This window comes from Methylorubrum sp. GM97, from assembly GCF_024347855.1.
In the GTDB taxonomy this organism is placed as follows: domain Bacteria; phylum Pseudomonadota; class Alphaproteobacteria; order Rhizobiales; family Beijerinckiaceae; genus Methylobacterium; species Methylobacterium extorquens.
Genome location: NZ_AP025942.1, coordinates 1344845 through 1369181 on the forward strand (window position 1 = coordinate 1344845; position 24337 = coordinate 1369181).

Consider the following 24337-nt stretch of genomic DNA (forward strand, 5'->3'; position numbering starts at 1 on the left):
GGGAGCCTCTCTTCGGGAGGCTTCCGTGGTCGCAACCGTCGCCGCCGGCACATCGGCGTCATACTACCTCGCTCAGGTCGAGTACTACGCTGGCGGTCGCGAGCCCGAGGGCCGCTGGCTCCTGGCCGGGCCGGGCCTCGGAGTCGCCGCCGGCGCTCCGGTCCTTCGCGCAGATTTCGAGCGCCTGCATGCCGCCAAGGATCTGCACGGCCGACCGCTCCTCGGCAACGACGGCGGCCGGGCGGAGCGCGTCCGCGCCTACGACATCGCCTTCTCGGCCCCCAAGGAGGTCTCGATCCTCTGGGGGCTCGCTGATCCCGACCTGCGGCTCGCGATCGAGCGGGCCCAGGAGGAGGCGGTCGCGGCAGCCTTTCGGCTGCTCGACACGCAGGCCGCGTTCTGCCGCCGCGGCAAGGGCGGTCGCGTGCGCGAAGCGGTCCGGCTCACGGTCGCGCTGTTCCGGCACGGCGAGTCGCGCCCAGCCGAGCACGCGGACGGCCTCACCTTCGGTGACGCCAACCTACATCACCACGGATGCGTGATCGCACTCGCGCAGCGGGCCGACGGCAGTTTTGGGACACCGGACGGTAAGGCGTTCTTCGCCTGGAAGATGGCGGCCGGGGCCCAGTATCACCTCGAACTCTCGGCCCGGCTGCAGCGCCTCGGTTTCGCGATCGAGCCGGCCGGGTCTAATGGCGTGTTCCGGATCGTCGGCGTCGATCCCGCCCTATGCCGGTATTTCTCCGCCCGCCGCCACGAGGTCGAGGAGGAACTCGCCACCCTCGGCATCGCTCGCAGCGCCGACGCGCCGGCGCTGGCCGCGGCCAAGGCGCGGGCCACGCGAGCGGCCAAGCCCGCATCTGGCATGGGGGGCGACGCGGAGGATCGGCACGCCCTCTGGCGGGACCGGGCCACGGCGCGCGGCTTCGAGCCCGAGCGTATGATCGAGGCCGCGCTTCAGGCCGGTCTGGAGCCCGAGCGCGCGCTCACTCCGGAACAGTCCGAGGCCATGGTCCGCGCCCGCGTCGATGCGGTGCCGCGCGCGCTCACGGAAGCGCAGAGCCTGTTCGAGCACCGGCATCTCGTGGCCGGTGTCGCCGCAGCCCTGGTCGGGACCGGCGTCGACGCCGTCCGCGCCGAGGCGGAGGTCGCGCGGCTCGTGGCCGAGGGCGCGGTGGTCGAGCTCGGTCGCGACCGGCGCTGGCCCCACCCGATCTACTCCACGCCAGAAGTGATCGCCCTGGAGCGCGAGCTCCAGCGTATGGCGCGCGACCTGTCCGCGGTGTCGCTGCCGAACGTCCCCGATCCGACCCACGTCGCCGAACTCGTCCGGCAGTGTTGCCTCAACCCGGAACAGGCCAAGGCAGCGAGCCTGGCCACTGGCACTTCCGCCATCACCATCGCGGAAGGATCGCCGGGAAGCGGCAAGACCACGCTGCTGCGACCGGTCGCCGCCGCTTGGTCGGGGGCGGGCTGGCGGGTGATCGGCGCCGCCACGGCATGGAAGGTCGCGCACGCCCTGCGCGACGACCTCGGCATCGAGGCGCGAGCGGTCGATTCCTGGCTCGCGGGCGCCGAGCACGGCCGCCCGTTCCTCACCGACCGGACCTGCCTGATCGTCGACGAGGCCGGGCTGCTGTCGAGCCGGCAGCTCCACCGCATCCTCGCCGAGGTCGAGCGCGCCCGTGCCGCCGGTCTCGCCGTCGCCGTGCGGCTCGTCGGCGACCGCAAGCAGCTCCAGCCGATCGGCGGCCCCGGCCTGCGCATCGTCGCCGACGCGGTCGGCACCGCCCGCGTCGACACCATCGTGCGCCAGCGCGCGGCATGGGTGCGGGAGACGGTGACTTACCTCGGGCAGGGCCGCGCCGCGGAGGCGCTGGCGCTCCTCGACGCGCATGGCGCCGTCGCCGAATGCGCGCGGTCGCAGGATGTCGCCGCCGCGATGGTCGCGGCCTGGGGCGCGGCGCGGGCAGCCGATCCCGAAGCACCCGCACCGCTGCTGATCGCGCGCAGCAACGCGCAGGTGCTGGCGCTGAATGCCGGGGTCCGCGAGATCCTGCGTCGAGAGGGCGTTCTGGCGCCCGAGGATGCCGCGACGCTCACCGCGGTCACACCCTCCGGCCGGACCTACCGCCTCGGCCTCTCGGTCGGCGACCGCGTGCGCTTCCTGGCGCGCCTCGACGCGCTCGGCGTCGTCAACGGCACCGAGGCGGTTCTGACCCGGATCGACGCTGTCGGTGCCCCCGATCCGGACGCGGGCCTACGCCTGACTGCGCGGATCGGCGCGAGGGAGGTCACGTTCTCGCCGCGCGATCTCGCCGACGCGCGCGGATGCGTGCGGCTGGCCAGCGCGCATGCCACGACGATCTACGGCAGTCAGGGGGTGACGATCGAGTCGGCGCTGGTCTGGGTCGATGCCGGTCTCGACCGGCACGACGCTTTCGTGGCGATGAGCCGCGCCCGCGGCGCCACGCGGCTGTTCGTCGATCGCGCGGCCATCGACGCCCGGGTGCGCGACGAGCGCACCTTTTCCGATCGCGCGCGGCCGGTCGAGGCGGACGAGCGGCGCGCGACGCTCGCCCGACTGCTGGCGCGCTCGGGCGAGAAAGCCTCGACCCTCGACCTCTCAGACGGCGTGGCGAGCGAGGCCGAACCGGCATTCGAGGCCGGGCCGGTCGGCCGTCCGCCGGAGCCCGCAACCACTCCGAACGCCGGTGATGCGCGCAGAGCGCGGTCTCTGCGACTTGCGCGGGGGCTCGCGCGCGATGGCTGAGCGTGTCCCATCCTCGCGTCGATGGCGGCACGCGCCCCGGCCGCGTGCCGCCGTGACCGGGCCGCATCGCGGCGTACAGAAGCCCGAAGAGTGGACGGTCGTCGACGACCTGCCGCGGCCCGTGCCGGTCGGCCGCGCCGAACTGGAGGTGCTGGAGATGTATCTCGGCCCCGCCCTCGACGATCTCCTGCGCGCTCTGAAGCCATGACGGCACGGGAGACGATCCGGCAGGCGACGGGCGTGCGGATACCTGTGGAGGAGGGCCGGGCGCACTCTTGCTGCCGAGTCCCGCCCTCCTCAGCCTCCCTCCGTTCGATGACATCTGTTCCAGCAGCGCCGAGGCCCGCGCAATGACCCATCAGACCCGCAAGGCGCGCTTCGTGCCGGTGATCGAGGGGCCGCAGCGCGTCTGCTGCTACCTGCGCGTGTCCACCGGGCGGCAGGCCGAGGGCGACCTCTCGATCCCGGACCAGCGCAAGCAGGTGCACGCCTTCTGCATGGCCAAGGGCTGGCCGGTCGTCGGCGAGTACGTCGAGCCGGGCGCCTCGGCCACCGACGACAACCGCCCCGAGTTCCAGAGGATGATCGAGCGCGCGGGCGACGACGACCATCCCTTCGACGTCATCGTCGTGCACTCCTACTCGCGCTTCTTCCGCGACAGTTTCGGCCTGGAGATGTACGTGCGCCGCCTGGCCAGGGCCGGCGTGCGGCTGATCTCGATTACCCAGGAGCTGGGCGATGACCCCGCACAGGTGATGATGCGCCAGGTCATCGCCCTGTTCGACGAGTACCAGTCGAAGGAGAACGCCAAGCACGTGCTGCGGGCGATGAAGGAGAACGCGCGGCAGGGGTTCTACAATGGCTCGCCGGTCCCGCTCGGCTACACGGTCGCGGAGGTCGAGAAGCGCGGCACCCGGGTCAAGAAGCGCCTCGCCGTCGATCCGGTAGAGGCCGAGACGGTCAGGCTGATCTTCCGGCTGTACCGATTCGGCGACGGCGCCACCGGTCCGCTCGGTGTCAAGGCGATCACCTGCCACCTGAACGAGCGCGGCTTTCGTACCCGCGCCGGGGCGCGGTTCGGGGTCGCCACCGTGCACGGGATCTTGACCAACCGGGCCTACGTCGGCGAGGCTGTGTTCAACCGACGCTGCTCGAAGACGCTGGCCGAGAAGCCTGCGGCCGAACACATCCCGATCACCGTGCCGGCGCTGATCGAGCTACCCGAGTTCGAAGCAGTGCAGGCGACGCTGAAGGCGCATAACCCGCGCTCGACGCCGGCCCGCGTGGTCACCGGCCCGATCCTGCTGACGGGCCTGGCGACCTGCACGACCTGCAACGGACCGATGACGTTGCGCACCGGCACGTCGAAGTCCGGTAAGGTCCATCGCTACTACAGCTGTTCGAAGCATGGCCGGATGGGCAGGACCGGCTGCACCGGCCGTAGCATCCCGATGGACACGCTCGACACGCTGGTGACCGACCACCTCGTCACCGAGCTGCTGCAACCGGACCGGCTGCGGGCGACGCTGGCCTCACTGTGGGCGCTACGGGCCGAGAAGACGGCGCAGGTCGACGGCCGCGTGGCGGCTCTGCGCGGCGAGGTGAGCGAAGCGGAGGAGAAGTTGAAGCGGCTCTATCGAATGGTCGAAGAGGGGATGACCGATCTCGACGACATCCTGAAGGCGCGGCTGTTGGCGCTGAAGGAGGAGCGGGACCGGGCCCGGACCGCCCTCGACCGGATCTACGTTGCCGAGCGTGCGCCGGCCGAGATCGCGCCCGAACTCGTCGAGAAGTTCGGGCGGCTGATGCGCGCGAACGTGACGAGCGGTGAAATTCCCTTCCGGAAGGCGTGGCTGCAAGCGATCGTCGACAGGGTCGAGGTGGACGTAAACGTCATTCGCATCGTCGGCGACAAGGCGAGCCTGGAGGCCGCCGTCATCGGCGCGGCCTCATCAGCAGCGCCCGGTGTTCGCAGTTCTGTACGGAAGTGGCGCACCCGACACGATTCGAACGTGTGACCTTTGCCTTCGGAGGGCAACGCTCTATCCAGCTGAGCTACGGGTGCTGACCGTGGCTCGTGAGTAGCCCAACTGAGCGGCGGACGCAACGGTGCTGCGCGGGCGGAGCGAATGCCCTGATCGCTCAAAGTGATGGTAGCGTGGCCCTCCTCAGGCAAAGGTCACACGTTCGAATCGTGTCGGATGTGCCAGTAAGCGGTGGAGGGGCCGCTCAAGCGCCGGCAATGTGTCCGCGGTTGCGGACGCGGCGCCGATGGTGTGCCGTGGGTGCACCGCTCTATCCTGTCTGCTGTCGGCACAGCAGCGGCGTAGGGGCTGGGATGATGGGCGCAATCGATCGCGGGACGCTCGACCGGCTGATTGCTCTGGGCCGACCTCGCGGGGAGCTGACCGCCGAGGAACTCCGCGCGGTGCTGCCAGTCGACAGCATGGACGTGGATGCCCTCGTCCTGGTGATGCTGGAACTGGAGGAAGCCGGTGTGAGCGTCGAGCCGGAGGCGTTCGGGCCTCGGGCTGACCGGCCTGTGCCTCTCGCGCCGGACTTGCCCTCGTCCGCCGGCGGTGCTCGGCCACTGTCCATGAGCACCGTAAGCGTTGGGTCGGCAGCGATGACGGCTCAGCCCACGGGCGAAGTCACCGAGGCTCCGGAGCCGGCAGGCGATTCCGGCGAGAGGATTCAGGTAGACCGGATTGTCCTTCTCTCTGGCCTGGCGGCCTTCCTCGTCCTGGTGATGGTGCTGATTCTGCTGTGATCCGCGGCTCTCTGCTGCGGCCTGCATCGCGGAAGGAGGCATTCAGCCGTTCGCCGCCGACACAATGCGGTTGTGCGGTCAGCTCCCCGACGCGCATGGCTGGCAGCCGCACACGAGCTTCACATCCGTCGCCCGGCATCTCGGCTCAAGCGTTCCAGCGTCGAAAGCGCGTCACTCGTGGCCGCAAACTCCGCCGTGTTGTCGAAGATGCACCAGTTCGGCAGCCCGTCCTTCGCCTCAGCCGCGAGACGCTCCGCTAGTGCGTCGAGCACATCCGGCCTGTAGGCCGAGTAGTAGATCCGAGGAGACCCGTGCAGCCGATGGTAGGTCAGGCCTCGCCAGCCGCCTGGCTCGCCCGCTTGAGGCACCGGTGCCGGATCAACTGCAACGCGAGCAATCAGCAGGTCTGCTAAGAGCGTGTTGACGCTGGGCGTAAACCAACTCGGATGCCGCGGTTCGCAGACGATGCTTCCCGAGAATGTCCGCCTGAAGCGCTGCAGGAACTCACCACTCGTCCCGCTCTGAAAGGGAAGGCTCGGCGGCAGTTGCAGCAAGAGTGGGCCCAGCTTGAGGCCGAGCCCGGCGATCTCATCGAAGAATCGCGCGAGCGGTTCGTCCACGTTCTCGAGGCGCCGCTCGTGCGTGATTGTGCGTGGGACCTTCACAGCAAAGCGGAATCGTTCGGGCACCGCCGCGGCCCACCGCTCGTAGGTCGCGACGCGATGCGGCCGATAGAAGGAGGTGTTGATCTCCACCGCATTGAAGCGCTGTGCGTAGCGTTCGAGATGACTCCCGGTTTGTGGAAACCGATCGGCGTAAGCCCTCGGCACGTTCCAGCCCGCTGTCCCAACGGCAGTGACGCTCAGCAATTCCATCCCTTATCAGCCAGCTGTGCTGTCTTGGCGTTCCCCATCGGGTTCCAGTCGACATCGGTTGATACGCCGCATGCAGCAGCGGCCGCCATGAGACGTTGACGGACGTCCAAGCTCGCCGGAGCAACCACGTATCCCGCCTCACGATCGCCGATCATGATCGAGGCGACGCGTGGGGCCAAGTGCCAGTGCAGGCCGATCAGCGCACACAGCACGGCATCGAGTCTGTCCTGATCAGCCTTCCGCGGGGCTGCGATGCTGGCGAGGTCGTCAGCCCATGCTGAGAGCCCCGCGATCTGGTGCTCCTCGCTCAATCGCCGCATGGTAGCGACCACGTTGTGCCAATGAGCCAGCGCGAAGGTCTTCCGTCAGACTGGGTTTTAGCCCGGCGCGGTGAGCCGCCCGCAGAAGGCCAGATCGAGTGGCGGAATTGTTAGCGCCAGGTGGTCGAATGTCCTGACCGCCCAAGTGGATGGTAGCGCGGCCCTCCTCAGGCAAAGGTTACACGTTCGAATCGTGTCGGGTGCGCCAGGGAGCGGCGAAGGGCCCGCTCAAGCGCCCGGCAATGTGTTCGCGGATGCGGACGGCGGCGCCAATGGTGTGCCGTGGGCGCGCCACTGCTAGGCCAGCCGCTGCTACGCATCCGCCGTCGGACCGAGGCAACTCCCAATCGGTGATCCTTACCGATCAGCGCTCGAGTTGACTGATGGTATGCTCGATCCGCGGTTGCCGAGGAAGCGCCAGATCCGGATCACGTCGACGAACATGGACAGGTCGATGACATGCCCGAGCCCGCTACACGCTGGGCATGAAGCGCCAGACGCTTTCGGCCGGACCTGCCACCAAGTTCCCGTAAGCGATAGTGTTTAGCTGTCTGCACCCTCACCAAGCGAGATCGTCCGCTCGACGACGTGCTCGAGCGGCGCATTCTCGGCCGTGAGTGTCATACGCAGCTTCAACGTGCCGCCCTGCGCGAGGCCCTCGCGGGCGACACGTTCGATCTCACGCTGTGAGGTGACGCCGACTTCCTTCAAAAACTTGCGCAACTCGATGTTAAAACGATCTTCGTCCATGGCATTTCTCCCAGTGTGATGTGCTCAGTCGTCAACTCGCTGAGCCGACGATCGATGCCACGCCTGCGGCACACAGCTCCCCATCCTTCCGGCGCGGCATAACGAGCGCATAATGAGGGAGCTACGCGGCCAAGACCGATGGCGCAGGATGCGCCAACCATGAGAATTCGCAGAGGGCTCGACCCGCGGCAAACCTTTCGCTCCTAAGCCGGCGCGCACACGCATCTTCGGCATCGACCCGTCAACGCTGCCTCGAATGCTGATGTTGAAAGGAGCCGCGATAGCGCGTCCCCCGCCGGCCCTGTTGTCGATAACAGAAGGCTTGGGAGATAAGCGATTTCGCGGGTGTTATGGTCTTGCCGAAATTTAGCTCCCCAGCCTAAGATCTGGATAAAATTCCTCGTGGGAGGGTCCGGTCGTTTTCTTTGCGCCACGCGCATCGGGAGCACCGGTGCGGGCATGCCCGTTGAGAGGGGACGATGAGCGACCGATCGAGTGGCGCTGGGTCGGGCCATGCGCTTTCGCGCGTGCCGCAGAACGTGGCAGCTGGCCTTGGCCTCGTCCTGCTCGGAATGTCCGGCGTCTGGGCCGCGGGCGATCTATCGCGAGGCACCCTCGGTGCGATGGGGCCCGGCATGCTGCCGCACTGGGTTGCAATCGGCGTGGCCGCCTGCGGGGTCTTGCTTGCCGCGACGGGCTTCGTCCGTGGCGGTGCAGGGCTTCAGACGTTCGGCCTGCGCGGCCCGATCGTCGTCGTCCTGGCGATTCTCGCCTTTGCCGCGACGATCCGGCCGACCGCCCTCGGCCCCATCACGACGCCCGGCCTCGGCCTGATCGTCGCCGGCCCCCTCGCGGTCATTCTCGCGGGCTACGCGTCTCCTGAAGCGCGGTTTCGCGAGCTCGTGATCCTGGCGTTGATCGGCCCCCACGCGGTGGTCCAAGTTCTAAGTTAGTGCAGGGTCGGCCTTTGCTCCACGGGTCGCTTGGCCGGCGGAGCCGACCGAGTGAGCGCAGCCGGCCAAGCGGTGAAGGCCGGCACGAACACCTCCGGGGCCGGTGGTCGGTAGCCGAGCGAGGCGTGCGGGCGCACGCTGTTGTAGTGTAGACGCCAACTCTCGATCACGATCTGCGCCTCCTTGAGCGTGTAGAAGATCTCACCGTTCAAAAGCTCGTCCCGTAGTCGTGCGTTGAAGCTCTCGACGTAACCGTTCTCCCATGGCGAGCCGGGTGCGATGTAGGCTGTTCTGGCGCCGACACCGGTGATCCAGGCCTGCACGGACTTGGCGATGAACTCCGGACCGTTGTCCGAGCGGATATGGCTGGGCACGCCGCGCAGGATGAACAGGTCGGACAGCACGTCGATCACGTCCGCCGCCTTCAGCTTGCGTGCGACGCGGATCGCTAGGCACTCCCGCGTGAACTCATCGACCACGTTCAGCATCCGGAACTTGCGGCCCTCGTGCGTGCGGGCTTCGACAAAGTCGTAGGACCAGACGTGATCGCGACGCTCCGCCCGCAATCGCAGGCAGGAACCATCCCCGTCCCAGATGCGGCCGCGCTTGGGCTGCCGAGACGGGACCTTCAGCCCCTCGCGCCGCCAGATCCGTTCGACCCGCTTGTCGTTGACGAACCAGCCCGCCGCCTTCAGCAATGCACCGATCTTCCGGTAGCCGTAGCGCCCGTACTGGCGAGCCAGTTCCACGAGGTCGGCTGTCAGCGCGGCCTCATCCTCTCTTCCCCGCGGCACCTTGCGCTGCGTCGAGCGATGCTGCCCGAGCGCCCGACAGGCGCGGCGCTCGGAGACGTCTAGGACGTTCATGACATGCGCGATGCAGGCGCGTCGGCGCGCGGGGCTGGTCAGTTTCCCCGAGCGGCCTCCTGCAGGATCAGCTTGTCGAGGGTGAGATCCGCAATCGCCTTGCGCAGCCGCTGGTTCTCAACCTCCAGGTCCTTCATCCGTCGAACCTGATCGCTCTTCAGGCCGCCGTACTCCTTGCGCCAGCGGTAGTAGGTCACTTCCGTCACGCCGATGGCCCGGATCGCCTCCGCCACGCTCTGGCCCTGCGAGACCAGAACATCCACCTGCCGCAGCTTGGCGACCACGTCTTCCGGCTTGTGCCGCTTCGTTCCCATCTGTCCGTCCTCATCTGGCTCAAAAGCCATACCTCAGGGCGGACCACTTCAGTGGGGGCGGATCAGCCGTCGCTGCGGCGAAGCCGCGACGAGGTGTTTACGGAAGCCTGACCGGCTCGGCGCCCGGGGGGCGCAGGGATCTCCGGCGACAGGAAAACAAGAAAGGGATGAGGAACATGAGAAGGGCTTTCGCCATCGGCCTCCTGTCGGCGCTCGCCGCATTTGGCGCTGCGGCCGACACCTATCCCCAGCGCCCGATCACCATGGTGGTGCCCTTCGCGGCCGGCGGCCCGACCGACGTCATCGCGCGGATCGTCGCTGAGCCGATGTCACAGGTTCTCGGTCAGCAGGTCGTCATCGAGAACGTGACCGGCGCCGGCGGCACGACGGGCATCACGCGGGCTTCGCAGGCCTCGCCCGACGGCTACACCATCATGATGGGCCATATGGGCACGCACGGTGCAGCACCGGCTCTGTTCAAGGGCCTGAAATACGATCCCGCCAAAAGCTTCGATCCCATTGGCCTCGCCGCCGGCACGCCGATCGTCATCGTCGCCAAGAAGGCCATGCCGGCGCAGGACCTCAAGGGCTTCATCGAGGGGCTCAAGTCCGGTGGCGCCTCGATCAACCAGGCCCATGCGGGCGTCGACTCCGTCTCGCACTCGACCGGCGTGCTGTTCGACTCGATCGTCGGTGCCAAGCCCACCCTCGTCGTCTATCGTGGCACCGGGCCGGCGCTGAACGACCTGATGGCTGGTCAGGTCGACTTCATGACCGATCAGATCGTCAACGTCGCCCCGCAGATCGCCGGCGGCACAATCAAGGCTTACGCCATCGCGACGCCCGAGCGCTCCCCGAGCCTGCCCGATGTGCCGACCACCAAGGAAGCGGGCCTGCCCGACTACGAGGTCAGCGCCTGGAACGCGGTCTTCGCACCGAAGGGGCTGCCGGTGGATGTCAGGGCCAAGCTCGTCGCTGCCCTCGATGCCGCGCTCAAGGATCCGGGTGCGAAGAGGCGTATCCTCGAGCTCGGCGGCACGGTGCCGAAAGACGCGGAGGCTGGACCCGACGCGCTGCAGAAGCTCGTCGAGCGCGAGGTTGCCCGCTGGACGCCGGTCCTCAGATCAGCCGTCGACGCCAACCCTTGAGGCTTTCCTAAGGGCCGGCTCCGAGCAGAGTGCCATCGGAGCTGGCTCAAGCCGCGCGGACATCTCCCACATGAAATCCTGATTGCGGATTCACCGAACCCGAGCGAAAGGGCGCCCTGAACCAGATCCTATTGCAGGCCGCGCGGCGCATCGCTTTGCCGATGCGAAGAGGTGCCTCACACCCTACGCGTTCATCTGTCAGGCCTGGACGAAAGAGCCCAAACGCTTCAGGCTCGACCCGTCACACCACATCCGGGGACCGTTACACCGAGAGCGCCCAACAGAAATGCCGGCCTGAGAGGAGAACCTCGTGGCACAGCCCGAAACTAGGGTCGCAATCGTAACGGGGGCTGCCTCTGGCATCGGCCTGGAGACCGCCAGAGCCTTAAAGGCCGCGGGCTACCGGGTGTTTGGCACGAGCCGAAAGGTCGACCAAGTCGTGGAGGGCGACATTACGATGCTGCCCTGCGACCTCACCTCAGATGCGGCGGTCGCTGGCGCGGTCGAGACAATCTCCTCGCGGACCGGGCGGATCGACCTGCTGGTCAACAACGCCGGCTTCGGCATCAGCGGCGGCGCCGAGGAGTCCTCCATCGAGCAGGCGCAGGCCCTGTTCGACGTCAACCTGTTCGGGGCCATCCGCATGACCCGCGCCGTCTTGCCCTTGATGCGAGCTGGCGGTGGCGGCCGCATCGTCAACATCAGCTCGCTCTTCGGGCTCGTCCCCGCGCCCTACATGGCGCTCTACGCCGCGAGCAAGCACGCGCTCGAAGGTTATTCCGAATCCCTCGATCATGAGGTCAGGACACAGGGCATCAGGGTCGTCCTCGTCGAACCTGCCTACACGCGCACCGCATTCGACCGGAACCTCGTCTCTCCGGACGCGCCACTCGCCGTCTACGACGCCGCGCGCCGGTCAGGAGCGCCTGATGCGCGACGTCATGGCGGCCGCCGACGCGCCAGCGGCGGTGGCCGAGACGGTCGTGAAGGCGGCGAAAGCGACGCTGCCGAAGGTCCGCTATACAGTCGGCACGATGGCCCGGCGGGTTAGCCTGCTACGTCGTTTCGTGCCGGCAGGCGCCTTCGACAAAGGCATCCGCAAGCAGATGCGGCTTCCGCAATAACCGGAGCGCACTTCCACCGGGCATTCCCCAGGAGCGCTCCACGAGCCGCGACGCCGCAGGTGGACATCCGGACGTGGCGGCTCCTCGAAGCGCCGCTCATATCGACGTTGGCGAGACTCGTCCTTCCCAACGTTCTCGTCATACCGAGAGCACCCGGCGTGTTCCTCTTAAAGTCAAAGCGATCTGAGCCGAACGCACCAAGGTTGATTTCGGCCTCGCGCGAGATTTCCCGCTGGCCTTGAGCAAAAGAAAAGCCCCGCCAGGATCTGGCAGGGCTCATCAATTTGCAGCGTCAGTGCAGCGTGAGGGCTGGCTTATGCAGCGAGCTTAGCAGCCTGGGCCGGAACGTTCTCGTTGCCGGCCCGGACAGCACGGGCCTGGGCAGCAGCAGGAGTGGTCTCAGTGATGGCAACGAACTCGCCAGCGGCGCTACCATTCGGAGATACACGGTCAGCCATAAAGGCGACCAGGGCAACGTTGGCAGCACCAGCAGCGACAGCGGCAGCAGCGAGAAGAGCGATCATGGTAGGCGTCCCGTTTAATTGCTTGCGTTGGTAGGGTTATGCCACCGCCCGAGACTATCTGGTATACCAGATACCAAATGCCGATTATGCGCTCGGCGCATAGGTTGCCGCACCTCTTGGCTGAGACTCAACAATTTTGCATTATGCTGCTACGACGATCGCGATCAGACATTATCTTTCCGGCGGGCTCAGCCTCATCGCTCCACTCGTTCGCCTAATCATCACGAGCTGCGCAGCCCTCCGCTGCGCGTCTCCGTCAGATGCTCGGCTAACTAGATGTTCGGTCCCGGCATGTGGTGTGACGGATCGAGCCTGAAGCGTTCGGGCTCTTTCGTCCAGGTCTGGCAGATGAACTCATAAGGTGTGAGGCCGCGCAGGGTCTTGAGCCGGCGGCCGTAGTTGTAGGCATCCACGAACAGCTGCAGGTGCTGCCGCAACTCGTCATGGCTGGTGTAATGGTAGCGCTTGACCGTGGCGTCCTTGATGGTGCGGTTCATCCGCTCGACTTGGCCATTCGTCCACGGGCAGCGCGGCTTGGTCAGGCGATGCTCGATCTTGGTCTGCTCGCAGGCCCACTCGAACGAGTGCCAGCGGTAGATGCGTGGCTCGTCGCGTTCGGCCCAATAAGCTGCCGCCTTAGCCTCGGCCTCCTCGTCCACCGGATGGATGTCGGTGAACTGGATGCCATTATCCGTCAGCACCGTGTGGATCGTGTACGGCACGGCGGCGACCAGATCGTGTAGAAAGGCTGCCGCGATCCGTTGAGTTGCTCGTCCGTGCAGTTGAACGAATGCGAACTTGCTCGTGCGATCGATGGCCACGAACAGGTGCAGCTTGCCCTGTTCGGTGCTGACCTGTGCGATGTCGATGTGAAAGTAGCCGATCGGGTAGGCCTTGAAGCGCGACCGCTTAGGCTTGTCGCCGTCCACATCCGGCAGGCGGCTGATGCCGTGACGCTGCAGGCAGCGGTGGAGTGACGAGCGGGTCAGATGCGGCAGGCTCGGCTGCAGCGCGTAGAGGCAGTCGTCGAGCGGCAGCAGGGTGTGCCGCCGGAAGGCGACGATGACCGCCTCGTCCTCCAGGCTGAGCACGCTGGAGCGGGGCTCCTTCGGCCCCATCCGTGCATCCGTGCTGGTCTGGCGTGAGCGCCACTTCTGCACCGTCGTGGGGCTGATGCCGTAGCGCTTGGCAGCGGCCCTCACGCTCTCTTGACGAGCTTGGATTGCCCGACGGACCGTCTCAGTCGTCGTGGCGCTGCCGTGGAGAACTTGTCCCATAGCGCGTCCCTCCATGCGGCATCAGTTGTATCACCACACAGCGGGACCGAACATCTAGCTCACTCGCTGGAGGTCCATGAAATTGGCCGAGGCGTGTGAGGGGCTGGCGGTGTCCCTGCTGAGGTCGTGAGAGATCCGTACGCAGGCAGGCATGTCATCGGGTTGCACGAAGCAGGGGGCGGCCTCGAGGTCTCCCGGCCGGCGCAGTTCCCAGCTCATGTCGCCCTCGATGGTGCCAATCGGTGTCCAAAAGGGACTGACCGGCCACTTTGCATGAGCGCCGACACAGGGGCCGATGTCGCGCAGCCGGTCGGGTCGAGCGGAGCGGCATCCGCCTCGACTCGCCCCTACGCGAGACGACCCGATTTCTTAGGCTTCCTCTCTAACTCGAACAAGCGATCGCAGCTGCCCGGACGAGCGTTTGATCATCTGCGTTGCTGCGGTAGATGAGCATCTCCGCTGTGCCGATGTTGACATCTTCGATGTCTGCGGGGGCGACATGATCGAGTCGCATGAGCAGGGATCGTAGCGAGTTTCCGTGAGCAACGACGAGCACGCATTTGCCGCTTCGAACGCGAGGTGCGATGGCACGCTCGAAGAACGGCCACAGGCGCGCTGCCGTCATGGCCAAGCTCTCGCCGCCGGGCGGCACCGCGTCGGAAGATTTCCGCCAGGAGCGGACCTGCTTGACGCCGAACCGGGCACGAGCCTCCGTCTTATTCAAACCGGCAAGCGCGCCGTAGTCTCGTTCATTCAAGGCCGCGTCCGCATGCACGGGTAGGTCGGTTTGGCTCAGTTCCTCAAGGATCAGGGCGAGCGTGTGCTGAGCACGCTGAAGCCGGCTCGTGAACGCGTGGTCGAAGCGATATCCGAGCGTCTTCAGCCTGCGGCCGGCGGCACGCGCTTCGTTGACGCCGCGAGCGGTCAGGGCAGGATCTCGCAAACCCGAAAACAGCTCCCGCTCATTATCCTCGCTCTGGCCGTGCCGCACGAGCACGAGAGTATGTGTGGTGCTGTCCATGTCCGTCCGCCCGCTTGGTGCCGCCGTCGCGTCTCGACGCGAGGTCGCGACGGCACGCGCGGAGGTCCCCTATGGCTCCGCCCCGTCGCTGTCCGGCTGCGACGCCTATGACGTTGGCGGTCCGGCGCTTCAAGTCTCGATCCGAGCGCTGAGCCGAGCGCAGTGTCGCGCTTCATGTTGCCCGTGATCCGAAACCCGCGCCGCCTCGTTACCCATCTGGCCGCGCTCGCGCGACCGCCAAGGCAGGACAATGAGAGGGTGGGGCGCGGGGATGCCGACGGTGTTTCTTGACTGCGACGGAGTCTTGGCCGACTTCAACGGCGGAGCGTCACGCGTACTCGGGATGTCGCCGGAGGATTTTCAGCGCCGGTTCGGGATGAGGCAATTCTGGAGCCGGCTGGCGGCGGAGCCTGACTTCTTCGCGGAGCTTGCAGTGTTGCCGGACGCGCGGGAGCTCTACGAGGCCGTCAGGTCCTGCGAACCCGTCATCCTCACTGGTCTGCCCCGCGGGAACTGGGCCGAGCCGCAGAAGCGGTGCTGGGCCGAGCGCCACTTCCCCGGCACGCCGATGATCACGACGACCGCTGCGCTGAAGCGCGAGCATTGCCGTCCGGGCGACGCGCTGGTCGACGATTGGGACACCCATCGGCACCGCTGGGAAGAGGCCGGTGGCGTCTTCATCCATCATCAGGGCGCGGCCACGTCGATCCGAGCGCTGCGCGCCCACGGCTTCCTCTGATCACCCGGGGCTGAGGCACGCTCAACGAACGTTCGGGCAGCGCGAGAGGGAGCTAGCAGCCGACGACGCGTCTCCCGTGCTCTCGCCGTTCCTCAGAAGCTCACGGAGCGAGAATTGCTGTTTGCCCCGTGGCCGTCCGGAAGCGACCGGATCGGCATCGGAACCTGACTGTTGCGGAAGGTCACGAGCATCCGCGCAATCGCGGCTGCCGTCGCTCTGGCTGCTAACGCTCGGCGCGTAGGCTTTTGAGGAAGCGTCGGGCCACCTCCCGCACCGCCTCGTCGTCTCGATCGTCGCCATGGGCTTTGTCCCACAGGTGGTCGAGGCTACCGTCGAGTTCATCCAGAAGATCGGGATGACGCTTGGCGACGAAGCGGATTGTGCCGAACAGGAGATGCTCGATCGCCATCTCGCGACGGCGCGCGTCGATGGCTTGGTCGGAGGCTGGGGCAGACGATGGGTCGGACATGTGTGCACAACGACGTCTCCCTCTTCTCGGTTCGCGCTCCGCACGTGCTGTAAGTGCCGCATCTCGCCCGGCGCCGATTTTCGGAAAATGAGGGGAAGCGGCCTCTCATGGCACAGGCTCGCCGAGGCGTGCGGGGGAGCGGATCGTATCGGACCGCGTTGAACGGGTATCCCCGATGCTCAGGATAACCGCGATGGACGTGAACCGATTGGACGAGACCGAAGCCGTTCTGGCTCGAACCGATCGCGCGTGGCGATCCGAGATGGTCCGCCTCTACGGTCCCGACGGCGTCCTCCGGTTCGGCTACGGTTGCGAGGGACGGGGGGAAGACGGCACACCCGTTCGGCGGGCCTTCGAGGCGCGACAGCACGCGATTGCGTCCTGGCGGCGGGAACGGCGTGCGCAGGCCTGAGAGCGAAGCGGGGCCGTACCGACCTTGACCAGCGCTGTCTTAAGCCTGTGGTCCGCCTACTGGGCGGCGATCTTCGCGCAGGTCGCCCACCTGCGAGCGCTTGATGATGGCGTGGGCGTCAGCGCGTTTGCCCGACTCTCGAGAAGCCTCCTGGCCGTGGGGTTCGGGTTCTTCCTGATCGCCAAGCTCATGTGAGGGCGCGTGTCCGGCAGATGGCGGATTGGGCGCGTTCCGGCGCATGGAGCAACGCTGCGGCAAGCGTGAACGAGTGGGTGCCATCCGGCATTCAGCCTCTGCGGCGCCAGAAGCCGGAATGAATCACGGGCGGGCTCGGGCAGCCATCCTGTGGACCATCTCGCCGTCGCCGACGGTGCCGCCGCGACCAATCTCGATGCCAGGATCCACGACAAAGGACACCACGACGGACGGTGGGCGAAGCGACCCTGCCGGCGGCGACTGGTCGATGAACTTGCACGGCGAGCGCCGGGTTGGCCCCTCAAGGCGCGGCCGATGACCTGCCGGCCGGCCCGACCAAGGATCTCGCCGATGGCTCGCCCTGATGTCGATCCCGATCGTCCTGGAGCACACAAGCGCAGTGGGTCGTCCGGCGGTGTCCTGGTCCGAGGTCTGTTGGCAGGGGCGGCTGGAGTGGCGGCCATGACCATCGCCGAGAAGATCGAGCAGAGCCTGACCGGCCGGCCGAACTCGTTCGTGCCGGCCCATACGCTGCAACGGCTGCTCGGTCGCTCGCAGCCCGATCGAGACGATATCGTGATGAACTGGGCCATGCACTGGGGCCAGGGCATCGCCCTCGGCCCGCTTCGAGCCCTAATGGCCGAGCACGGCATGCGAGGTTCGGTCGCCTCCTTCTTGTTCCTGAACGCACGGCTGTTCAATGATCAGGCCCTAGAGAACGTCACGGGAGCCGGTGCCCCGCCGTGGACCTGGCCACTCGACGAGCAGCGCATCGATCTCCTGCATAAGGCGATCTATGCCTTCGTGACCGGCTACGTGGCGGACCGGCTCGCGACGGGCGAGGACCGAAACAGGGAGCACGGACGCGCCTTCTACGACGAGGGCGCCCCTTGATGGCCTTGCGATCGAGAACGAATGCCGCCTCGCCCGGTTAGCCTCGCGAGATGACCTCGAACGCCCGCAGGGGCCGCAGCGACCGATGAGCGACGACGTGGGGAGCCCAGCACATGACCCGGTTCAGCGGCAAGGTGGTGATCGTGACGGGATCAGGCTCCGGCATCGGGGCCGCGACGGCGCGGCGCTTCGCGCAGGACGGCGCATCGGTCGTGCTCAACGGCCGCACGCGGGAGAAGCTTGAGCGCGTCACCACCGATCTCGAACCGGATCGCGTCCTGGTGCAGACCGGCGACGTGTCCGATCAGGGTGATGCCGAGGCTCTGATCGCCGCCGCCGTCGAGCGCTTCGGCCGTCTCGACATCCTCGTCAACAATGCCGGCGTCGTTCCGACCGGCCCGCTCCTTGAAGCGTCCGTCGCCGATTGGCGCAAGGTCATGGCCATCGACGTGGACGGCGTGTTTTTCTGCACGCGCGCCGCCCTGCCGCACCTGATCCGGAGCGGCGGCAATATCGTCAACGTCTCGTCCGTATCGGGGCTCGGCGGCGACTGGAACATGAGCTTCTACAACGCGGCCAAGGGTGCGGTGTCGAACTTCACGCGCTCGCTGGCGCTTGAGCTCGGCGAGAGAGGCGTGCGGGTCAACGCGGTCAATCCCGGCCTGACCTTCACCGACCTGACCGAGGACATGAAGGGGGACACGGCCCTGATGAAGCGCTTCGCGGAGCGGATCCCCCTCGGCCGTGGAGCCGAACCCGATGAGGTTGCCGACGTGATCGCCTTCTTGGCGAGCGAGGATGCGCGCTACGTCACCGGCGTGAACCTGCCGGTGGATGGCGGCCTCACGGCATCGAACGGGCAACCGAAACAGGCGTGAGACCTCGCAGGGCGTGTCTCTCAACCTGCGCGACCGCGACGCTTGGACATGCGACGTCGGACGACCCGATATGGAGGATACATCATGGACCTGCAGACCACGATCAGGGACGCCATCGTGACTGAACTTCAGCGTCAAGCGGAGGCGACGGATGCCGCACCGAAGGTCAGCCTCGCGGAGGACGGCTTTGTCGACATCCATGGGCGGATCGATATCGACGCGTTGATCATGGTGATCACGGGCTCCCTCGCCGGAGGACCGTAAATCCGCTCCCAGCTGAGCAACCGCGACGGCCGCAATACTGATCAGGAATGGTAGACAATGAACAAGGCCTACGGTGTGCAGGTGACGGCGCGGGGACCGGACGGAGGCGAACCAAGGACCGTGCCGGTTCTGGTGGTCGCAAGCGACGAGCAGGACGCCCTTCTGGTCGTCTCCGAGGCGGTCGGTGCCGACGCCGAAGCCGAAGTGCTGCGCGAACTTACCGACGCGGAGATCCGAGAGCACGGTCTCGATCTGGAGCAGCGCGGGGCCGCGAAATCGCTCGCGGTGTTGAAACTCTGAGATGTTTGAGCGGTCGGAACGCTCCCGGGCTGAGGGCCGAAGAGACGGCACGCAGTCGAGGGGAGCGGCCTGTCGCGTCCCGGCTGTTCAACGACCGTCGAGACGGCTCTCGATGAAGGTCCCGGCGCTCGCGAGGGAGCGTCGGCCATCCGCGACATCCTGGTAGAAGAGATGCCACGCGTGGATCATGTGAGGCCAGATCTCGAGGTGTACGGCAATATCGGCAGCGCCCGCGAGGGCTGCAAGCCGCACGGAATCGTCCAGGAGCGTCTCGGCGGAGCCGACCTGGATCAGCATCGGCGGAAGCCCCGCGAGATCGGCGTTGATCGGTGAGACGAGAGGCCCCAGCGCATCGGCACCGTTCAAATAGAGGCTCGCGAGCTCGGAGAGATAGGTCCTGCCAAGCAGGGGATCGACGGCAGCCTTGGAATCCATGCTAGCCCCTGTCAGCGCAAGATCGACCCAGGGCGAGCTCAGCCAGAGGCATCCGGGCAGAGGCAAGCCCGCCTCTCGTAAGGACAGGACCGTCGCGAGCGCGAGGCCGCCGCCCGCGCTCTCGCCCGCGAGTGCGATCCGTGCCGGCGCGATGCCCGAAGCCAGGAGAAAGCGGTAGCCGGTGAGCGCGTCGTCGAGCGCGGCCGGGAACGGGTGCTCCGGCGCGAGGCGGTAGCCGAGCGCCAGGGTGCTTGCCAGCGCTTCGCGGCCAGCCTGCGCGACCATGTGGCGGTGGCTCTTCAGGGATCCGGAGACGTAGCCGCCCCCGTGCAGGAATAGAATGACGCGTTCGCCATTGGCCGCGGGCGTGCTCGTCCACTCCGCTGGCACGCCATGAGCATCAATCGGCTCGACCCGAACATCCGGAGGCAAGGCGTAGTCGGCGGCGAGAGCGTCGACTCGAGCGCGCCGCTCAGTCAAGTCGGCAGGTCGCGGATGGGCAGCGAGGCGAATCCGGATCACGTCAATGTCGCTCGGCGCCACGTGTCGCTCCCAGCCTGATGACGGGGTGTCACCTCAACGCCAGATGGGCGACGATGACGCTTGCACCGCCACGATAGTAGACGGGCGCCGGCACGCAACGCACCCCCGCCGGATGATGGCGCCGGGGTTCATGCGGTTTAACTCGGAAGCTGTCTGTTGCTTGATGTGCGAAGGACGCGAGATCAGCCCATTCGTCCCAAGGCTGTTCGCCAAGGATTGGCTCCCGACAAGCGCGGCAACAAAAGGCATAGCCCCTTTAGAGCAATCCAAACTTCTATGACTTCGCATCCCATCCCGTCCGTTGGAGCATGTCAGCGGTAGGGTGGAAGCGTCCGGACCTAGAGCTTGTCTAGGACGCCGTCTTATGTGCGCAGGTGCCGGGGAGGCAAGTAGTCAACGTTACGTCGGAGGATGTGTGACGACGGACGCGCCGTTCGATCCGACATCCATGACGGCGCAAAGACGCCGCGCAGCCGATGCAGCCCGTTTGCGCCGCGGCGAAGCCACCAACGATGACCAGCGAATATAGCGGCAGCTGAGTTATTGAAGGACCTAGAGGCACTTGTCGAGTGCGACTGACCTGCCGCGCTGGGCTTCCGGAAGAGGCGAAATCATCGCTCAAGATCGGACTGACGGCGTGGCGTTCAAGCGGCAGGTCGCACAAGCGTATCTCACGCGGAGCGCTGCGTGGGCTTGCCCAGCGCCACGATCGTTCGCTTAATTCGATGCGAGCCTGGGAGGCGGAAAACTTCGAAGAGGGCGTGCAAGCTTCCGACCTCCTGCTTCGGCCTGTCGCGCTACGTCAAACCGCCGTGCATGCCCGCTTAGAGCGCATTCCGGCGAAGTGGTCACCGGTTCGTCGAAAGAACGCGCGTCAAAACGAAGACAGAGAGACGCCGGCCCGATGCCATCAGGTCGGATACGGCTCTGGGTGCGCGCCGGAAAACGCCGTCGATCAATGTTCGGTCATGAGCTGGGCGAGACTCGAGGCGAGTTCGTCCTTTCGGAACGGCTTGTTCAGCCGCGCCAGGTCTGGGTCCACGCCCTCGCGCTCGGCGTAGCCGGACACCAGCAGGACGGGCATGCCAGGTTTGGCCGTCCGTATCGCGCGGGCCAGGTCGGTTCCGCTCATACCCGGCATCAGGTGATCGGTCACGAGAAGGTCGAAGTGCTCGCCCGTGTAGACAAGATGGAGAGCCTCCTCCGCGGAAGTGGCTTCCACCACCGCGTAGCCCAGATCGGTCAGCATATCCGCCGTGCTGATCCGCACGACTTCCTCGTCATCGACGAGCAGCGCCGTTCCGCGCGTCGCCGGCAGCTCGGACGTCCCAGCCGCGGGCCTAACCGCTTCTTGCCCCGCCGTGCTTTGCGGCAGCCAGAGCTCGATATTGGTGCCGAGCCCGGGTCGGCTCTGGATCACGAGTGCGCCGCCGAGCTGGGACGCAAGCCCATGCACCATCGAAAGTCCGAGACCCGTCCCCTTGCCGACGCCCTTGGTCGAGAAGAACGGCTCGACGGCGCGTGCGATCGTCGCCTCGTCCATGCCCGTGCCCGTGTCAGCGACCGACAAGCAAAGGTACGGGCCGGGCCGTAGCTTGGTACGATGACCCGCTCTTACGTCTTCCACCCGGGTCGAGATGCGGAGCGTGCCGCCGCCCTCCATCATGGCATCCCGCGCATTCACGGCAAGGTTCAAAAGCGCCATCTCAAGCTGGTTCGGGTCGGCCTTGGCCGGCGGCAGGCCGTCCGGGGCCTCCACCACGATCTTGATCTGCGGACCGGTGGTGCTCGCGACCAGTTCGCCCATGCCGGTGACCAGCTTCGCCACATCGACCGGCACCGGCTGCAGCGGCTGACGACGCGCAAACGCGAGCAGCCGCTGGACCAGCGTCTTCGCCCGCTCGGCCGATTGCATCGCACCGGCGATGAGGCGCTGCTCGCGCTCATTTCCGAGCTGCTTTCGTTGCAGCATGTCGAGCGAGCCGATGATCGGCGTCAGCAGATTGTTGAAGTCGTGCGCGACACCGCCGGTCAGCTGACCCATCGCCTCCATCTTCTGCGACTGGCGCAGGGCGTCATGCGCCTCGGCGAGTTGCGCCTCCCGGCGCAAGCGGTCCGTGACGTCGGTCACAAATTGGTAGAAGCCGACCAGCTCGCCGCTTTCGTCGCGTAGGGGCCGGAAGTTCACCTCGTAATAGGGGCGGACACGGGTCGGGTCGCCGTAATCCTCAACGAAGGTGACCGGCTCGCCGCGCATGCCCTGGGCCCAGCCAATCCGAACCTGCTCCTGGTGCTCCGGCTGGTCGGCGAGCAGCGCCAAGATGTTGTCGCCTGCCTTCGGGCGTACGCCGTAGATGCGCTCGAACTCGTCGGCATTCGCGGCATTGATGGCAAGGATGTTGTAGTCGAGATCGATCGCCATGATCATGACGTCGGTCATCTCGACGAGCTTTGCGAGCATGTTACGCTCGGCAAGCGCCTCGGCGACCCGCCGCTCAAGCGTGTCGTTCAGCTCGCGAAGTCGATCCTCGGCGCGCGCGCGTTCGATGGCGGCTTTGACGCGCTCGCCAACCTCACGGAACAGACCCTCTTCGGAGGATGTCCAATTCCGGGGCTTGGCGCTCTGCAAGGCAAGCACGCTCACCCACCGCTCGTGCTCGAACAGCACCACATCGAGGTAGGCCCCGACTTGCCGGGCAAGGAGCCCCGATCGCGCGTCCTCACTGAACCGCAGGTCCGTGCGGACGTCGTCGACTTTGACGATCGGGCTATCGTGATAGGCGCGCAGCAGATCGGGTCCGAACGCCGCCAGGTCGTGCTCACCGACGAGCGAGCCGACCCCCCTCGTATAGTCGCGCTCGACCCGCATCAGGCTGTCGAAGAACTCGGCGTAGAACACCCGGCTCAGGCTGAAACGCTCGGCGAGACGCTCGGCCGCCAGCGAGGCGATGTCCGCCGGCGTCTTGAGCGAGCGCATCGCGTCCGAGAGCGAGAGCAGGAACGCCTGCCTCGCCTCGCTTTCGCGCAGTTTCGCCTGAGCCGACGTCCGCTCGATCGCGTCGGCTGCCTGGCGGGCGAGCACGTCGAAGAGCTTGAGGTCGCGCTCCGGAGGCGTGTACGGGTGCTTCCAGTGCGTCGAGAGCATGCCGATGGGCTTGCCCGAACGGGACAACAGCGGCGTCGTCTGGATCGCGCGCATCCCCGTCCAGCGGTAGGACTGAAGGTCGCCGCTGCCATGGGCCAAGCCGCTATCCTCCACGTCGGGCACGATCACGCGTGCGCCCGTCGTCATCGCAAGGCCGCACGTGCTCTCGGAACGCGCGTCCACCGTCTGCCAGTAGGCCGCCGAGCGCGGATCGTAGCCACGGTGCGCCAGGAGCTTGAGGTCACCGGCTGCATCCAGCATCTGGATGCTTGCGCATTCGGACCCCATCAGGTCGGCGGCGGCGGTCAGGATCGCGTCGTAGAGCGCCTGCGGAGCCTCATCGCCGACCAGCCGGGTGCTCACCTCCTGCAGCCGCCCGAGCGCCGCGACTTCGGCGGCCAGCGCCGCCTCCGCCTCGTGCTCGGCGGTTCGGTCGCGGAACATGTTGAGATAGCTGCCGCCGTCCGCGTCGAGACGCATCATGAGCCCCGAGGCCCAGAACCGGCTGCCGTCCTTGCGCATGTGCCAGCGTTCGTTCAGCGCTCGCCCGTCGCTCCTCGCCCGGTTCAACTCGGCCTCAGTCCGGCCCAGGGCCCGATCTTCGGGGGTGAACAGGATATCTCCAGGCTGCCCGATCGCATCGCGCTCCGTAAAGCCCGTGAGACGCTCCGCGCCCGTGTTCCACGTGGTGATGATCCCGCGATCGTCGAGGCGCACGATCGCGTAGTCTTCGGCACCTTCGACGATCTGTCGGTAGCGAGTTTCGCTCTCGCGCAGCGCCTGTTCGGCGCGGCGCTGGTCTTCCGCGGCCGCCTTGTTGCCGGTCACCTCGCAGAGCGGATGAAAGACACCTTCGACCGTCCCGGTCTCATCATGCAGGGGCTGAAAGCTGCCGGTGAAGAACCGCTGCTCGACACGCCCTGACGGCGTCCTCAGCGGCACCGCATACTCGTCGATCCGGACCGTCTGGCCATCGAACACACGATCGAGGATGGGAGCGAGGAACGCCTCGTAAGCGTCGCTCCAATTCTGGGCCACCGGCTGGCCAAGGGCGTCCGGGTGCCGCTCCGCCGCGATCGGAATGTACGCGTCGTTGTAGATCTGGACGCGCTCAGGCCCCCAGAGGATCGAGACCGGACCCGGCGACGTGAGCATGATGTTGACCGCGGTCTTCAGGGTCGGCGGCCAACCCTCAATCGGCCCGAGCGGAGTCGCGGACCAATCCCGCGAGCGGACAAGTCGGCCCGTCTCGCCGCCGTCGACGACGAAGGCATGCTTGGCAATGGAGGCCAGAACCGAGGCCACGAACGATCCTTTCCGTGGGCGCCCCCGAACAGACGGCGACGGA

General features: G+C 66.7%; 20 protein-coding genes, 1 tRNA gene and 1 pseudogene. 12 read left to right on the forward strand and 10 right to left on the reverse strand.

The window, feature by feature from the left end; all coding sequences use genetic code 11:
• Positions 1 to 25: 25 nt before the first annotated feature.
• The 3 genes from mobF (at position 26) to MSPGM_RS06345 (ending at position 4791) form a co-directional block, all read left to right on the forward strand.
• Positions 26 to 2773: a MobF family relaxase gene (mobF, locus tag MSPGM_RS06335; RefSeq protein WP_261926224.1), complete on the forward strand. Its 2748-nt coding sequence runs from the start codon at positions 26 to 28 to the stop codon at positions 2771 to 2773.
• A 52-nt stretch (positions 2774 to 2825) separates the two neighbouring features.
• The gene (locus tag MSPGM_RS06340) at positions 2826 to 2981 is read left to right on the forward strand and encodes a hypothetical protein (protein WP_261926225.1); all 156 of its coding nucleotides are present in this window, start codon (positions 2826 to 2828) and stop codon (positions 2979 to 2981) included.
• 142 nt (positions 2982 to 3123) lie between these two features.
• Positions 3124 to 4791, forward strand: a complete 1668-nt coding sequence (locus MSPGM_RS06345) for a recombinase family protein (RefSeq protein WP_261926226.1) — start codon at positions 3124 to 3126, stop codon at positions 4789 to 4791.
• Here the strand turns inward: MSPGM_RS06345 and MSPGM_RS06350 are convergent.
• Positions 4762 to 4838: transfer RNA gene (locus MSPGM_RS06350), tRNA-Arg, on the reverse strand. The genes MSPGM_RS06345 and MSPGM_RS06350 overlap by 30 nt on opposite strands.
• Before the next feature lie 276 nt (positions 4839 to 5114).
• Here MSPGM_RS06350 and MSPGM_RS06355 point away from each other — a divergent pair.
• Complete coding sequence (locus tag MSPGM_RS06355; protein ID WP_012752328.1) at positions 5115 to 5543, forward strand: RNA polymerase sigma factor region1.1 domain-containing protein; 429 nt, start codon at positions 5115 to 5117, stop codon at positions 5541 to 5543.
• Positions 5544 to 5662: 119 nt separating this feature from the next.
• On the opposite strand, the gene MSPGM_RS06360 is transcribed toward MSPGM_RS06355, so the two are convergent.
• The 3 genes from MSPGM_RS06360 to MSPGM_RS06370 all read right to left on the reverse strand — a co-directional run bounded on the left by MSPGM_RS06360 (position 5663) and on the right by MSPGM_RS06370 (position 7488).
• Positions 5663 to 6418, reverse strand: coding sequence for a DUF72 domain-containing protein (locus MSPGM_RS06360; protein WP_082289743.1), 756 nt, complete (start codon positions 6416 to 6418; stop codon positions 5663 to 5665).
• Positions 6406 to 6738 carry a hypothetical protein gene (locus MSPGM_RS06365; RefSeq protein WP_003604823.1) on the reverse strand — a complete coding sequence of 111 codons (333 nt, stop codon included), beginning with the start codon at positions 6736 to 6738 and terminating at the stop codon, positions 6406 to 6408. Before MSPGM_RS06365 ends, MSPGM_RS06360 begins: the two co-directional genes overlap by 13 nt.
• 543 nt (positions 6739 to 7281) lie before the next feature.
• Positions 7282 to 7488 carry a DUF6494 family protein gene (locus MSPGM_RS06370; protein ID WP_003604821.1) on the reverse strand — a complete coding sequence of 69 codons (207 nt, stop codon included), beginning with the start codon at positions 7486 to 7488 and terminating at the stop codon, positions 7282 to 7284.
• A 479-nt stretch (positions 7489 to 7967) separates the two neighbouring features.
• On the opposite strand from MSPGM_RS06370, the gene MSPGM_RS06375 reads away from it, so the two are divergent.
• On the forward strand, positions 7968 to 8441 hold the full coding sequence (locus tag MSPGM_RS06375; RefSeq protein WP_261926227.1) for a tripartite tricarboxylate transporter TctB family protein: 474 nt from the start codon (positions 7968 to 7970) through the stop codon (positions 8439 to 8441).
• Here MSPGM_RS06375 and MSPGM_RS06380 read toward each other — a convergent pair.
• Positions 8438 to 9621 (reverse strand): IS3-like element ISMex5 family transposase gene (locus MSPGM_RS06380; RefSeq protein ID WP_209688052.1). Its coding sequence is split into 2 segments (ribosomal slippage): positions 8438 to 9357 and positions 9357 to 9621, totalling 1185 coding nucleotides; the frame shifts between segments, so codons are not numbered across the junction. The two genes, MSPGM_RS06375 and MSPGM_RS06380, sit on opposite strands and share 4 nt — an antisense overlap.
• Before the next feature lie 176 nt (positions 9622 to 9797).
• Here MSPGM_RS06380 and MSPGM_RS06385 point away from each other — a divergent pair.
• Positions 9798 to 10769, forward strand: coding sequence for a tripartite tricarboxylate transporter substrate-binding protein (locus tag MSPGM_RS06385; RefSeq protein WP_261926228.1), 972 nt, complete (start codon positions 9798 to 9800; stop codon positions 10767 to 10769).
• A gap of 310 nt (positions 10770 to 11079) precedes the next feature.
• A pseudogene (locus MSPGM_RS06390) lies at positions 11080 to 11893 on the forward strand (oxidoreductase).
• A 796-nt stretch (positions 11894 to 12689) separates the two neighbouring features.
• Here the strand turns inward: MSPGM_RS06390 and MSPGM_RS06395 are convergent.
• Both MSPGM_RS06395 and MSPGM_RS06400 read right to left on the reverse strand, forming a co-directional pair.
• On the reverse strand, positions 12690 to 13694 hold the full coding sequence (locus tag MSPGM_RS06395) for an IS481 family transposase (protein WP_261925852.1): 1005 nt from the start codon (positions 13692 to 13694) through the stop codon (positions 12690 to 12692).
• 382 nt (positions 13695 to 14076) lie between these two features.
• The gene (locus MSPGM_RS06400) at positions 14077 to 14715 is read right to left on the reverse strand and encodes a 2,3-bisphosphoglycerate-dependent phosphoglycerate mutase (RefSeq protein WP_003601935.1); all 639 of its coding nucleotides are present in this window, start codon (positions 14713 to 14715) and stop codon (positions 14077 to 14079) included.
• A 271-nt stretch (positions 14716 to 14986) separates the two neighbouring features.
• On the opposite strand from MSPGM_RS06400, the gene MSPGM_RS06405 reads away from it, so the two are divergent.
• A complete protein-coding gene (locus MSPGM_RS06405; RefSeq protein ID WP_012752338.1) occupies positions 14987 to 15454 on the forward strand; it encodes a 5' nucleotidase, NT5C type in 468 nt (155 codons plus the stop codon).
• A 223-nt stretch (positions 15455 to 15677) separates the two neighbouring features.
• Here the strand turns inward: MSPGM_RS06405 and MSPGM_RS06410 are convergent, their stop codons facing one another.
• Positions 15678 to 15923 (reverse strand): hypothetical protein, encoded by a 246-nt coding sequence (locus tag MSPGM_RS06410; protein WP_012252957.1) that lies wholly within the window; start codon positions 15921 to 15923, stop codon positions 15678 to 15680.
• Between the two features lie 1069 nt (positions 15924 to 16992).
• Here MSPGM_RS06410 and MSPGM_RS06415 point away from each other — a divergent pair.
• From MSPGM_RS06415 to MSPGM_RS06430, 4 genes are all read left to right on the forward strand, one after another.
• Positions 16993 to 17424 carry a hypothetical protein gene (locus tag MSPGM_RS06415; protein WP_003601940.1) on the forward strand — a complete coding sequence of 144 codons (432 nt, stop codon included), beginning with the start codon at positions 16993 to 16995 and terminating at the stop codon, positions 17422 to 17424.
• A gap of 113 nt (positions 17425 to 17537) precedes the next feature.
• Positions 17538 to 18302 (forward strand): SDR family NAD(P)-dependent oxidoreductase, encoded by a 765-nt coding sequence (locus MSPGM_RS06420; protein WP_003601941.1) that lies wholly within the window; start codon positions 17538 to 17540, stop codon positions 18300 to 18302.
• An 84-nt stretch (positions 18303 to 18386) separates the two neighbouring features.
• On the forward strand, positions 18387 to 18566 hold the full coding sequence (locus MSPGM_RS06425) for a hypothetical protein (protein ID WP_003601942.1): 180 nt from the start codon (positions 18387 to 18389) through the stop codon (positions 18564 to 18566).
• Between the two features lie 57 nt (positions 18567 to 18623).
• Entirely contained in the window at positions 18624 to 18866 is a 243-nt protein-coding gene (locus MSPGM_RS06430; RefSeq protein WP_003601943.1) for a hypothetical protein, read from the forward strand.
• An 87-nt stretch (positions 18867 to 18953) separates the two neighbouring features.
• Here the strand turns inward: MSPGM_RS06430 and MSPGM_RS06435 are convergent, their stop codons facing one another.
• Positions 18954 to 19844 (reverse strand): alpha/beta hydrolase, encoded by an 891-nt coding sequence (locus MSPGM_RS06435; RefSeq protein ID WP_003601944.1) that lies wholly within the window; start codon positions 19842 to 19844, stop codon positions 18954 to 18956.
• Between the two features lie 955 nt (positions 19845 to 20799).
• Entirely contained in the window at positions 20800 to 24294 is a 3495-nt protein-coding gene (locus MSPGM_RS06440; protein WP_261926229.1) for a PAS domain S-box protein, read from the reverse strand.
• Positions 24295 to 24337: the final 43 nt, after the last annotated feature.